The 12,940-nt window shown below is 60.2% G+C and carries 9 protein-coding genes and 3 pseudogenes; 6 read left to right on the forward strand and 6 right to left on the reverse strand.

Annotated features, from left to right (window positions below; translation table 11 throughout):
• The first annotated feature begins 60 nt into the window (after positions 1–60).
• The 3 genes and pseudogenes from JFT80_RS22240 (at position 61) to JFT80_RS22250 (ending at position 2,678) form a co-directional block, all read left to right on the forward strand.
• On the forward strand, positions 61–399 hold the full coding sequence (locus JFT80_RS22240; RefSeq protein WP_122839586.1) for an FKBP-type peptidyl-prolyl cis-trans isomerase: 339 nt from the start codon (positions 61–63) through the stop codon (positions 397–399).
• A gap of 215 nt (positions 400–614) precedes the next feature.
• Positions 615–1,836, forward strand: a pseudogene (locus JFT80_RS22245) (putative DNA modification/repair radical SAM protein).
• Positions 1,833–2,678 (forward strand): TIGR03915 family putative DNA repair protein, encoded by an 846-nt coding sequence (locus JFT80_RS22250; RefSeq protein WP_201149447.1) that lies wholly within the window; start codon positions 1,833–1,835, stop codon positions 2,676–2,678. Before JFT80_RS22245 ends, JFT80_RS22250 begins: the two are co-directional and overlap by 4 nt.
• Positions 2,679–2,803: 125 nt before the next feature.
• On the opposite strand, the gene JFT80_RS22255 is transcribed toward JFT80_RS22250, so the two are convergent.
• The 5 genes and pseudogenes from JFT80_RS22255 to JFT80_RS22275 all read right to left on the reverse strand — a co-directional run bounded on the left by JFT80_RS22255 (position 2,804) and on the right by JFT80_RS22275 (position 8,993).
• The gene (locus tag JFT80_RS22255; RefSeq protein ID WP_053121443.1) at positions 2,804–3,823 is read right to left on the reverse strand and encodes a branched-chain amino acid aminotransferase; all 1,020 of its coding nucleotides are present in this window, start codon (positions 3,821–3,823) and stop codon (positions 2,804–2,806) included.
• Positions 3,824–4,037: 214 nt separating this feature from the next.
• Positions 4,038–5,422: pseudogene (gene lpdA / locus JFT80_RS22260) on the reverse strand (dihydrolipoyl dehydrogenase).
• 3 nt (positions 5,423–5,425) lie between these two features.
• On the reverse strand, positions 5,426–6,697 hold the full coding sequence (locus JFT80_RS22265; RefSeq protein ID WP_201149448.1) for a dihydrolipoamide acetyltransferase family protein: 1,272 nt from the start codon (positions 6,695–6,697) through the stop codon (positions 5,426–5,428).
• Positions 6,698–7,756, reverse strand: a complete 1,059-nt coding sequence (locus JFT80_RS22270) for an alpha-ketoacid dehydrogenase subunit beta (RefSeq protein ID WP_201149450.1) — start codon at positions 7,754–7,756, stop codon at positions 6,698–6,700.
• Position 7,757: 1 nt separating this feature from the next.
• A complete protein-coding gene (locus JFT80_RS22275; RefSeq protein WP_201149452.1) occupies positions 7,758–8,993 on the reverse strand; it encodes a 3-methyl-2-oxobutanoate dehydrogenase (2-methylpropanoyl-transferring) subunit alpha in 1,236 nt (411 codons plus the stop codon).
• Between the two features lie 185 nt (positions 8,994–9,178).
• Here JFT80_RS22275 and bkdR point away from each other — a divergent pair, with 185 nt between their 5' ends.
• Positions 9,179–9,667 carry a Bkd operon transcriptional regulator BkdR gene (gene bkdR, locus JFT80_RS22280; RefSeq protein ID WP_045057697.1) on the forward strand — a complete coding sequence of 163 codons (489 nt, stop codon included), beginning with the start codon at positions 9,179–9,181 and terminating at the stop codon, positions 9,665–9,667.
• 110 nt (positions 9,668–9,777) lie between these two features.
• Here bkdR and JFT80_RS22285 read toward each other — a convergent pair whose 3' ends face one another.
• The gene (locus JFT80_RS22285; protein ID WP_201149454.1) at positions 9,778–10,641 is read right to left on the reverse strand and encodes an MBL fold metallo-hydrolase; all 864 of its coding nucleotides are present in this window, start codon (positions 10,639–10,641) and stop codon (positions 9,778–9,780) included.
• Between the two features lie 158 nt (positions 10,642–10,799).
• On the opposite strand from JFT80_RS22285, the pseudogene JFT80_RS22290 reads away from it, so the two are divergent.
• Together JFT80_RS22290 and JFT80_RS22295 are read left to right on the forward strand one after the other, a co-directional pair.
• Positions 10,800–11,604 (forward strand): annotated as a pseudogene (locus JFT80_RS22290) (sulfite exporter TauE/SafE family protein).
• Between the two features lie 173 nt (positions 11,605–11,777).
• A partial coding sequence (locus JFT80_RS22295; RefSeq protein WP_201149456.1) for a porin occupies positions 11,778–12,940 on the forward strand: 1,163 nt, incomplete at its 3' end.

The following is a 12,940-nucleotide window of genomic DNA, read 5'->3' on the forward strand; positions in this document are numbered from 1 at the left end:
CCGGATTACCAGAAGTTCCTCCGGGCATCGTGCTGCTTTTTCGCGTTTCGTGCGCCTTCAATGAACGACGAATTACAGATCATTGACCTGTTGCCAGGCGACGGCAAGGCGGCGGTCAAGGGCGCCCTGATCACCACTCAATACCGCGGCTGGCTGGAAGACGGCACAGAGTTTGATTCGTCCTACAGCCGGGGCAAACCGTTTCAGTGCGTGATTGGCACGGGTCGGGTCATCAAGGGTTGGGATCAGGGAATCCCCGGCATGCAGGTGGGCGGCAAGCGAAAATTGCTGGTGCCGGCGCATCTGGCTTATGGCGAGCGGACCATGGGCGCGATTACGCCAAATTCGAACCTGATTTTCGAGATCGAATTGCTGGAAGTGCTGACCAGGGACGATTGAGCGCGGTCAACATCACAATCGCCAGCTCCGTAGGCGCCACGTCGGAGCTGCGTAGGCGCTGCGTAGGAGCTGCGTAGGAGCTGTCGAGTGCAACGAGGCTGCGATCTTTTGACCTTCTCTGAACTCTCAGACAATCAGACCAAGGGCCGTTTAACAACTTGAACCCCGACCCACGACCCTATACTGTATATCCAAACAGTTAGCGGCGTGCCCCCATGGAACTCATCGACAAACTCAGCATTCTCGCCGACGCCGCCAAATACGACGCGTCCTGCGCCAGCAGCAGGGGCGCCCAAGCGTAGCTCCGAGGGCAAAAGCGGCCTGGGTGCGAGCAATGGCATGGGCATCTGTCACAGCTATACCCCCGACGGGCGCTGTGTGTCGCTGCTGAAGATCCTGCTGACCAACTTCTGTCTCTATGACTGCCAGTACTGCGTCAACCGCCGCTCCAGCGACGTGCCGCGGGCGCGTTTCACACCGGAAGAAGTGGTGACGCTGACCATGGATTTCTATCGTCGTAACTGCGTCAGTGGGTTGTTCCTGAGCTCCGGGATCATTCGCTCGGCGGATTACACCATGGAGCAGTTGATTCGGGTGGCGCGGCTGTTGCGTGAAGAGCATGAGTTTCGCGGGTACATTCATCTCAAGACGATTCCCGAGGCCGATCCGGCGTTGATCGAGCAAGCGGGGCGCTATGCCGACCGGCTGAGCGTCAATATCGAGTTGCCCACGGACGCCAGCTTGCAAACCCTGGCTCCGGAAAAACACATCGGTTCGATCAAAGGCGCGATGCAGACCATCTACACGGGCGTGCAAACCGTTCTCAACGAGCCGCGAGCCCCCAGGTTTGCGCCGGCCGGTCAGAGCACGCAGATGATCGTGGGCGCCGATGACACCGATGACAGCACCATTCTCCACAGCGCCCAGTCGCTGTACGGCAACTTCAAATTGCGCCGGGTCTATTATTCGGCGTTCAGTCCGATTCCCGACAGTCCCAAAAGCGTGCCCCTGGCCGCGCCGCCATTGATGCGCGAGCACCGGTTTGTACCAGGCTGACTTCCTGCTGCGCAGTTATGGCTACACCGCCGGGGAGCTGTTCAAAGGCCCGGGCCACCTGGCGTTGGACATCGACCCCAAATTGGCTTGGGCGCTGGAGAATCGGGATATTTTCCCACTGGACCTCAATCGCGCCGAGGCTTCCTGATCTCGCGCATTCCCGGTATTGGACTGCGCACGACCGAGCGTCTGGTGGAACTGCGCCGCCAGCGTCGCATCCGTTATGAAGACCTGGCGCGCATGCGCTGTGTGCTGGCCAAGGCCAAGCCGTTCTTCATCACCAGCGACTACCATCCGCAGCAAGCGGAAGTCACCAGCCATCTGCTGTATCAACAACTGCGCGACCGCCCGCAGCCGCAGCAAATGGGGTTGTGGGGATGATTAATCTCGATTGCGACGACTTGTTCGAGACCTGGCGCCTGCAAGCGCGCTGGCTGCTAAGCCATGAGGTTGATCCTAGCCTGGTGGCGTGGGCCAGCGAAGGTGTGCAGGACCTGTTCGCCAGCGATCACGCGCTGCCCGAATCACAGGGGCCGTTCCTGGCGCGCATTCCGCGACTGCTGCTCGACACCCTGGAACAAGCCGCCCGTTATCGCGGTGATCAGCGCTGGAGTCTGTTGTATGAAGTGCTGTGGCGAGTCAGTCATGGGGATCGCACTGCAATGATGTCCGGGGACAAGCTGGGCAGCGAATTACAGAGAAGAATCAAACAGGTACAGCGTGAGTCTCATCATTTACATGCATTTGTGCGGTTCGTTGAATTGCCCGGCTGCGTCGGGCCGCAATATGTCGCCTGGCATGAGCCCGCCCACGACATTCTGCACAGTGCGAGCGAGCATTTCATTGGCCGCATGGGGCGCCATCGCTGGATGATTGCCACGCCCAGGGATGGGGTCTATTACGATGGCGAGCAGTTGAACTACCTGCGTCAATGCCCGGAGCAATGGCAGCAGATGGCGCAGAACGTAGACGATCCGCACGGTGACATGTGGCTGACCTACTACAGCCATATTTTCAACCCGGCGCGGTTGAACCCCAAGGTCATGCAAGGACACTTGCCCACCCGATTCTGGAAAAATCTGCCGGAGGGTGAGTTGATTCCCGGATTGATCACCCAGGCACGAATGGGCAAACAGCAGGATGGCCAGGCGAGTGGGATCAAGGGGCGGCAGGGCAAGCGGATTGGTCAAACCAAGATGGAGTCGTCCCGTGGAACCCTATGAAACCCTATGAACCCCTATGAACCCCGCATCAGCTCCTACAGATCTATCCAAAAGCTGTTATAGCCCAGACGAAAAAAACCCCCATTGCGGCAGCAATGGAGGGTCGGGGTGTCGCGGGCGTCAGGTCAAACCTTGACGATCCAGCCCGCTGGCGCTTCGATGTCGCCGGTCTGCACACCCGTCAGCTCTTTATAAAGCTTCTGAGTCACTGGACCCACTTCAGTCTCACTGTGGAACACATGCAGGTGATCGTTGTAGCTGATCCCGCCGATCGGCGTGATCACCGCAGCGGTACCGCAAGCGCCGGCTTCTTTGAAGTCCGACAGTTTGTCGATCAGCACGTCGCCTTCGACCACTTCCAGGCCCAGACGCGATTTCGCCAGTTCGATCAACGACAGGCGGGTGATGCCTGGCAGAACGGATGGTGAGTTCGGGGTGATGAACTTGTTGTCGTGGGTGATCCCGAAGAAGTTGGCCGAACCGACTTCTTCGATTTTGGTGTGGGTCATCGGATCCAGGTAGATCGCGTCGGCGAAGTTGGCTTTCTTGGCTTTCGAGCCCGGCATCAGGCTGGCTGCGTAGTTGCCGCCGACCTTGGCTGCGCCGGTGCCTTGTGGGGCAGCGCGGTCGTAGCTGGAGATCTGGAAGTTGTGCGGGGTCAGGCCGCCCTTGAAGTAGGCGCCGACCGGGATGCAGAAGATCGAGAAGATGAACTCGGGTGCGGTGCGCACGCCGATGTTGTCACCTACGCCGATCACGAACGGACGCAGGTACAGCGCGCCGCCGGTGCCGTACGGCGGAATGAAGCGCTCGTTGGCACGAACCACTTCTTTACAGGCTTCGATGAACTGCTCGGTGTCGACCGTTGGCATCAGCAGACGCGCGCAGCTGCGTTGCATACGCAGGGCGTTCTGATCCGGACGGAACAGGTTGATCGAGCCGTCCTTGCAACGATAGGCCTTCATGCCTTCGAAGCACTGCTGGCCATAGTGAAGGGCAGTCGAGCCTTCGCTGATGTGCAGCACGTTGTCTTCGGTCAGGGTGCCTTTGTCCCACTCGCCATCGCGAAAGTACGACAGATAGCGTTTGTCGGTCTTGATGTAGTCAAAACCCAGCTTGTCCCAATTGATGCTTTCGTTACCCATGACACCCTCTATCACTGAACAACCGTCGAAACGGTTCAAGGCTTCTGACGTTTTTTGGATGGGCACAACAATACTTCATTCTTGAGCGGTTTCGCAGCCCGGACTATCGGATGACAGACAGATAGTTCGTGTTGACCTCAGGAATTCGCGAGCAGGCTCGCTTCCACAGGGAAATGCATTCCAAATGTGGAAGCGAGCCTGCTCGCGAAGGGGCCTACAGGTGCAACGCATGCCCCAAAGCACGCAACGCCGCTTCCTGCACCGCCTCACCCAGGGTCGGATGCGCGTGAATGGTGCCGCCGATATCTTCAAGCCGCGCGCCCATTTCCAGGCTTTGCGCGAACGCCGTGGACAACTCGGACACCCCGACACCCACAGCCTGCCAGCCGACAATCACATGATTATCCCGACGAGCGACCACGCGCACGAAGCCGCTTTTCGACTCCAGCGTCATCGCCCGGCCATTGGCGGCGAACGGGAAGCTCGACACGATGCAGTCCAGGCCCGCAGCCTTGGCCTCGTCCGGTGTTTTGCCAACCACCACCAGTTCCGGGTCGGTAAAGCACACCGCGGCGATGGCAGTCGGGTGGAATTCGCGGGTCTTGCCGCTGATCAATTCGGCAACCATTTCGCCCTGCGCCATGGCGCGGTGGGCCAACATCGGCTCGCCGCTCAAATCGCCAATGGCGTAGACGTTGCGCATGCTGGTCTGGCAGCGGCTGTCGATCTTGATCGCTGAACCGTTCATGTCCAGATTCAGCGCTTCAAGGTTCCAGCCTTGGGTATTCGGTTTGCGACCGACGGCCACCAGCACCTGATCGGTTTCCAGGTTCAGCGTCGCGCCCCCGGCTCAAGAACCTGGAGGGTATTGCTAGAAGAATCACAGCCTTGGACGCTATGTTTCAAGTAAAGCCTCACGCCCAGCTTTTTCAGCTCGTCATGCACTGGCTGAGTCAGTTCGGCATCGTAAGCCGGCAGAATGCGCTCCTGCGCCTCGACCACGCTCACGTCAGCGCCCAGTTTGCGATAGGCGATGCCCAACTCCAGACCAATGTAACCACCGCCAACCACGACCAAACGTTTCGGCACTGACTTTGGCGTCAGTGCTTCGGTGGAGGAGATGATCGGCCCGCCAATCGGCAGGATCGGCAGGTTGACGCTGGTGGAACCGGTGGCCAGCACCAGATGCTCGCACTGGATTCGCGTGTCACCGACCTCGACGGTTTTGCCGTCGATGACCTTGGCCCAGCCCTGAATGACCTGGACCTTGTTCTTTTTCAGCAACGCGGCAACGCCAGTGGTCAGGCGGTCAACGATACCGTCCTTCCACTCGACGCTCTTGCCGATGTCGAGGGTGGGGGCCGCCACGCTGATCCCCAAGGCCGAGTGCTGGCTGTGTTGGCGGGTCTGGTGAAACTGCTCGGCGACGTGAATCAGTGCCTTGGACGGAATGCAGCCAATGTTCAGGCAGGTGCCGCCCAGGGATTGGCCTTCCACCAGGATGGTCGGGATGCCCAACTGGCCGGCACGGATCGCGGTCACGTAACCGCCAGGGCCGCCGCCGATGATCAGCAGCGTGGTGTTCAAAGTCTGATGCATGACCTACTCCACAAACAGCGTTGCGGGTTGTTCGATCAAGCCGCGAATGGCCTGGATGAATTGCGCCGCGTCCATTCCGTCGACCACGCGGTGATCGAAAGAGCTGGAGAGGTTCATCATCTTGCGAATCACCACCTGGCCTTTCACAACCATCGGTCGTTCAACGATTTTGTTGACGCCGACGATTGCCACTTCCGGCAGATTCAACACTGGCGTGCTGACGATGCCGCCCAGCGCACCGAGGCTGGTCAGGGTGATGGTCGAGCCGGACAACTCATCACGGCTGGCCTTGCCATTACGTGCGGCGTTGGCCAAACGCGAGATCTCCGCCGCGCTGTCCCACAGGCTCCGAGCTTCGGCATGACGCACCACCGGCACCATCAGACCGACATCGCTTTGCGTGGCGACGCCGACATGCACCGCGCCGAGGCGGGTAATGACCTGGGCTTCGTCGTCGTAGCGGGCGTTCATCTGCGGGAAGTCGCGCAGGGCGACGACCAGGGCGCGGACGAGGAACGGCAGCAAGGTCAACTTGCCACGGCTGGCACCGTGTTTTTCATTCAGATGCGCGCGCAGTTCTTCAATCGCGGTGACGTCGATTTCTTCGACATAACTGAAGTGTGCGGCTCGCTGAGTGGCGTCCTGCATGCGCTGGGCGATCTTGCGGCGCATGCCAATGACTTGAATCTGTTCTTCGTCGTTACGCTGGGCATAAGTGGTAGCAACCGGCGCCGAAGCGTTTGACTGACCTTGCACCAGATAGGCTTCAAGGTCTTCGTGCAGCACACGACCGGCCGGGCCGGAACCGCGCACCAGACGCAATTGAATGCCCAGATCCAGCGCATGCTTGCGCACGGCCGGGGAGGCGAGCGGGCGTTCATCCGCTTCACGAGCAACCATCGGGCCTTGGCAAACCGCAGCCGGACGCGGGGCGGCTGGAGCAGGTTGGCTTTCCACTACGGTTTCAACTTTCGGCGCCGCCGGTGCTTCTTTTACAGGAGCGGGAGCGGCGGACTCTTTAAGGTTGCCAGCACCCTCAACTTCAATGCTGATCAGCACACTGCCAACCGCCATCACTTCACCCGGCTGACCACCTAACGCAATGACCTTGCCGTGTACCGGCGATGGAATATCGACCATCGCCTTGTCGGTCATCACGTCCGCCAGCACCTGATCTTCAACCACCAGATCGCCGACCTTGACGTGCCACTGCGACAATTCTACTTCTGCGATGCCTTCGCCGATGTCCGGCATCTTGATAACGTGCGTGCCCATTCAGACCTCCATAACCCGTTTCAACGCCGCGCCCACTCGGGACGGCCCTGGGAAATACGCCCACTCTTGCGCGTGCGGGTAGGGGGTGTCCCAACCGGTGACGCGTTCGATTGGCGCTTCCAGGTGATGGAAGCAATGCTCTTGCACCAGCGACACCAGTTCGGCACCGAAACCGCAGGTGCGGGTGGCCTCGTGAACCACCACGCAACGACCGGTTTTCTTCACCGATTTGACGATGGTTTCGAGGTCCAGCGGCCACAGGCTGCGCAGGTCGATGACTTCGGCGTCGACGCCGGACTCTTCAGCAGCGACTTGCGAGACGTAAACAGTGGTGCCGTAGGTCAGCACGGTCACGTCTTTGCCCGGACGGGTAATCGCGGCAACGTCCAGCGGTACGGTGTAGTAACCGTCCGGGACTTGCGCGGCCGGGTGTTTCGACCACGGGGTTACCGGGCGGTCGTGGTGGCCGTCGAACGGGCCGTTGTACAGGCGCTTTGGCTCAAGGAAGATCACCGGGTCATCGTTTTCGATGGAGGCGATCAGCAGGCCTTTGGCGTCATAAGGGTTGGATGGCATGACCGTGCGCAGGCCGCAAACCTGAGTGAACATCGCCTCGATGCTCTGGCTGTGCGTCTGGCCGCCGTAGATGCCGCCGCCGCAAGGCATGCGCAGGGTCATCGGCGCGGTGAACTCGCCGGCCGAGCGATAACGCAGGCGCGCGGCTTCGGAAATGATCTGGTCGGAAGCGGGGTAAACGTAGTCGGCGAACTGAATTTCGGCGACCGGACGCAAACCGTAGGCGCCCATGCCGACGGCAGCGCCGACGATGCCGCTTTCGGAGATCGGCGCGTCGAACACTCGCGAGGCACCGTACTTGGTCTGGAGGCCTTCGGTGCAACGGAACACGCCGCCGAAATAACCGACGTCCTGACCGAACACCACCACATTGTCATCACGCTCAAGCATCACATCCATGGCCGAGCGCAGGGCCTGGATCATGGTCATGGTGGTCGTGGTCATGGCAGTTTCCAACTGAATATTGTTGTTGTGATCGTTCATGTCAGATCCCCAACTGCTGACGCTGGCGCTTCAAGTGCTCCGGCATCTCTTTGTAGACGTCTTCGAACATGGTCGCGGCGCTTGGAATCTGGCCGCCGGCCAGGGTGCCGTACTGTTCGGCCTGTTTCTGCGCGGCAATCACTTCGGCTTCGAGCTCGGCGCTGACGGCGGTGTGCTCGTCTTCCGACCAGTGGCCGACTTTGATCAGGTGCTGTTTCAAACGGGCGATCGGGTCGCCGAGCGGGAAGTGGCTCCAGTCATCGGCCGGGCGGTATTTCGACGGATCGTCCGAGGTCGAGTGCGGGCCGGCGCGGTAGGTGACCCATTCGATCATGGTCGGGCCGAGGTTGCGACGGGCGCGCTCGGCAGCCCAGGCAGAGGCGGCGTAAACCGCGTAGAAGTCGTTGCCATCAACGCGCAAAGAGGCGATACCGCAACCGACGCCGCGTCCGGCGAAGGTGGTGGCTTCACCACCGGCAATCGCCTGGAAGGTCGAAATTGCCCACTGGTTGTTGACCACGTTGAGGATGACCGGTGCACGGTAGACGTGGGCGAAGGTGAGGGCGGTGTGGAAGTCCGACTCGGCGGTGGCGCCGTCACCGATCCACGCCGAGGCGATTTTGGTGTCGCCCTTGATCGCCGAAGCCATGCCCCAACCGACCGCCTGAATGAACTGGGTGGCGAGGTTGCCGGAGATGGTGAAGAAACCAGCCTCTTTAACCGAATACATGATCGGCAACTGGCGGCCCTTGAGCGGATCGCGCTCGTTGGACAGCAGTTGGCAGATCAGGTCGACCAGTGGCACTTCGCGGGCCATCAGGATGCTTTGCTGACGGTAGGTCGGAAAGCACATGTCGTCGATGTTCAAGGCCAGAGCCTGGGCGCTGCCGATGGCTTCTTCACCAAGGCTCTGCATGTAGAACGACATTTTTTTCTGGCGCTGGGCGACCACCATGCGGTTGTCGTAAATGCGCGTCTTGAGCATGGCGCGCATGCCTTTACGCAGGATCTCGACCGGCACGTTCTCGGCCCATGGGCCGAGGGCATTGCCTTGATCGTCGAGCACACGAATCAGCCCACGCGCCAGGTCGGCGGTGTCAGCGGGTTCTACGTCGATTGGAGGTTTGCGCACCGTACCGGCATCGGTCAAATGCAGGTAGGAGAAGTCGGTTTTACAGCCTGGACGGCCCGAAGGTTCAGGGACGTGCAGACGCAGCGGTTCATACGCTTGGGTCATGGCTTCTACGCTCGATCTTGTGAATTTCTTGTAGTGAGCTGGCAGTCATTCCTCGGTAGAGGAAATCTTGTCCTACAACAATCATAGGCCCGGGCAAGAAGAATATTTCTCTCTGTTTCGTTGCGCTGGAGACGATTTGCAGATAGAAATTCTGCATAAACATAAAAAACAGGTGGTTTTGTCTCATGCGCAAACTGGACCGTACCGACATCGGCATTCTCAACAGCCTTCAGGAGAATGCGCGCATCACCAACGCCGACCTCGCACGCTCGGTAAATCTGTCGCCGACGCCGTGCTTCAACCGGGTCAAGGCGATGGAGGAGTTAGGGCTGATTCGCGAGCAAGTGACGCTGCTGGATGCCGATCTGCTGGGGCTGCACGTCAACGTGTTCATTCATGTCAGCCTGGAGAAGCAGGTGGAGGAGGCGTTGCAGCATTTCGAGGAGGCGATTTCCGATCGCCCCGAAGTCATGGAGTGCTACCTCATGGCCGGAGACCCGGACTACTTGATCCGGGTCCTCGTGCCGACCATTCAGTCGCTGGAACGTTTCATGATGGATTTTCTGACCAAGGTGCCCGGGGTGGCGAACATCCGCTCCAGCTTTGCGCTCAAGCAGGTGCGCTACAAGACCGCGCTGCCGTTGCCGGCGAACGGGTTGACGCTGGCCACCTGAATATCGAAAGATCAAAAGATCGCAGGCTGCGCCAGCTCCTGCATTGTCTACATGCACCGGGGGATCTCTGTAGGAGCTGTCGAGAGAAACGAGGCTGCGATCTTTCGCAGTCAAAATTTATTCAGCGGGATTTTCAGGTAACTCACGCCATTGTCTTCCGCCGGCGGCAGATTCCCCGCCCGCACATTCACCTGAATCGCCGGCAGCAACAGGTTCGGCATGCCCAAACCGGCATCGCGCTGGTTGCGCATGGCCACAAACTCGCTTTCGTCGACGCCGTCACGCACATGAATATTGCTTCGGCGCTGCTCACCAACCGTGGTCACGCAGCTGGGCTCGCGGCCCTCTGGCGGGTAATCGTGGCAGACGTACAAATTTACGCCGGTCGGAAACGCCAGGAGCTTCTGGATGGAAGCGAACATCTGGTTCGCGTTTCCCCCTGGAAAGTCGCAGCGGGCGGTGCCGACGTCCGGCATGAACAGTGTATCGCCCACTAGAATCAGGGTGCTGTCGACCAGATAGGCCATGTCCGCCGGGGTGTGGCCGGGCACGTGCAAGGCCGTCGCCTTGAGATTGCCGATCATGAATGACTCGTCCGGTGCAAACAGGTGATCGAACTGCGAGCCATCGGCGGCAAACCCGGGCTCCAGGTTGAACAGACGCTTGAATACGTCCTGGACCTTGCTGATCGACTGGCCGATCGCGATCTTGCCGCCCAGTTCGCGACGCAGGTAGGGCGCCGCTGACAGGTGATCGGCATGGGCGTGGGTTTCCAGCAACCACTGCACCTGCAATTGGTGAGTACGCACAAATGCACTGATGCGGTCGGCCTGGACCGTACCGGTGCGACCGGCCGCCGCGTCGTAATCCAGCACCGGGTCGACGATGGCGCAGGCACTGCCATCTCCCTCGTGGACTACGTAGCTCCAGGTCGATGAGGCAGGGTCAAGAAAAGCTTCAATCAGGGCAGGCATGTTGGCCGGTTCTTCGTTGAACAAGCGGTCAGCGTAGATTCATTTGCCCCGGATTGGCCAGCCCCTGGCAATTGGGGGAAGGAAAAATCGCGCCCTGGCTCTATCCTGTACACCATCGATACTGGGCGTTCCCGGCTTTTCATGGATTAAGATTTTTTATGCTACTGGCAATTTTTTTTGGTTGGGTGATGGGCCTGGTCCTTGGGTTGACCGGGGCGGGGGGCGGCATTCTGGCGGTGCCGGCGCTGGTATTGGGGCTCGGCCTGAGCATGACCCAGGCAGCGCCCATTGCTTTGTTTGCCGTGGGCAGTGCGGCCGCAGTGGGCGCCATCGACGGTCTGCGCCACGGGCTGGTGCGTTATCGCGCAGCGTTGCTCATTGCGCTGCTGGGGGCGATCTTTTCGCCGGTGGGGGTTTTTCGCTCATCAGCTTCCGGAAAAGGTCCTGATGATGCTGTTCAGCCTGCTGATGATCATGGTCGCCTGGCGCATGCTGCGTCGCGAGCGCCATGGCGAAGGGCCGAGCGACCACGGCCATGCCAACTGGGGCCAGAAAAACTGCATGCTCGACCAGCAGACCGGGCGCTTTTCCTGGACTGCCAAATGCACCGCGACCCTGGCCGCGTTGGGCGCAGTCACGGGAGTGGTGTCCGGCTTGCTCGGGGTAGGCGGCGGGTTCCTGATCGTCCCGGCGTTCAAGCAACTGACCGACGTGCAGATGCGCGGCATCGTCGCCACCTCCCTGATGGTGATCAGCCTGATCTCGGCCATCGGTGTGATCGGCGCATTCCACGCGGGAGTGCGCATCGAAGGCCTGGGCGTGAGCTTCATTATCGCCAGCATCGTCGGCATGATCATCGGTCGGCGATTCTGTGCGCGGGTCCCGGCCCGGGCCCTGCAAGTCGGGTTCGCCAGCCTGTGTCTGGTCATTGCAGCCTGTATGTTGCTGCGCGCGAGCGTCTGAGCGTCTTACACCTTAAGTGGCGGGCCCAGGCGCGGGCCGGTCTTACGCCCAACTTGCCGCCTCACGCCAGCCAGTCCAAAGCACCTGCTGATCGCCCCCAAGGCAGCGTATGACGCCGCCGGTGCACTTTCGATAATCGCCTCCGACATCCAGTCCCCGCTGCGGAGCGCGTCATGCACAACAATAAGAATTTCAAGCATCGTTATTTGCCTGCCTTGATCGCCAGCCTGTCGGCCCTGGGCTTGAGCCCGATGGTCCAAGCCGAGATCGTGCTGTACGACAAGGACCAGACGACTTTTTCCACCGACGGTTACATCAATGCCTTTTACGTCAACAGTGATGTGGACCGCGAGGGCGAGCAGTACGACCGGCGCCAGTCGCGGGTCAAGATGGGCTTCCTGCCCAATTACCTGGGCTTCAACATGGGCAAGCAGATCGATGACCTGAAGCTCGGTGCGCGCGCTTCGTTCTGGGTGACCATCAACGACAGTGAAACCAATGGCACCGACACGGCCATCGACGTTCGCCAGTTCTACGGTACGGTCGCCAATCCCGAATGGGGCGAGGTGCTGATCGGCAAGGACTTCGGCCTGTTTGCCCGCTCCAACATCCTGCTCGACGAACTGCTCGCCGGGTACGGCCAGGTCAGCGATACCCTGGGCCTGGTGGACGGTGGCGGCGTGTCGTTCGGCAATATCGGCAGTGGTTATCCGTACCCGTTTCCCACTTCGCAGATCACCTACCGCACGCCGGTGATGGACGGTTTGCGGGTGGCGGTGGGGATCATGGACCCGGTGGACACCAACGACAGTAGCCCGACGGGCAAGGCCTACCAGGAGAACCCGCGAACCGAGAGCGAGATCACCTACCAGTTCGACCTGGCCGGTGCGCAGATCTACAGCTGGGTCAACGGCAGCTACCAGACCTCGGACAACACTGACTCAAGCGTCGAGTCCGTGACCTCCAAGGGCGTTGGTTACGGCGTGCAGGCGAAGATGGGTGGCTTGTCGCTGACCGGTTCCGGCTTCCAGGCCAAGGGCATCAACCCGTTCTTCACCAACAACGCCGGGGAGCCGACGTTGCGCAACGTCGACAGCGACGGTTACCTGCTGCAAGGCTCTTACAAACTCGGCAAGAACCGCCTGGCACTGTCCTACGGCAAGACCAAGGACGACGGCAACGGCGTCGTCGGCAGCGGCGCGGATTACGAGACCCGCGGTATTGCGCTGTTCCATGACGTCAACAGCAACCTCAAGCTGGTGGCCGAGTACAACCAGTTCGAAATCAACGGGCACGACACCAGTGCGCAGAATGAAGACACCGATACCTTCGCGGT

Source organism: Pseudomonas sp. TH10 (assembly GCF_016651255.1).
GTDB lineage: Bacteria > Pseudomonadota > Gammaproteobacteria > Pseudomonadales > Pseudomonadaceae > Aquipseudomonas.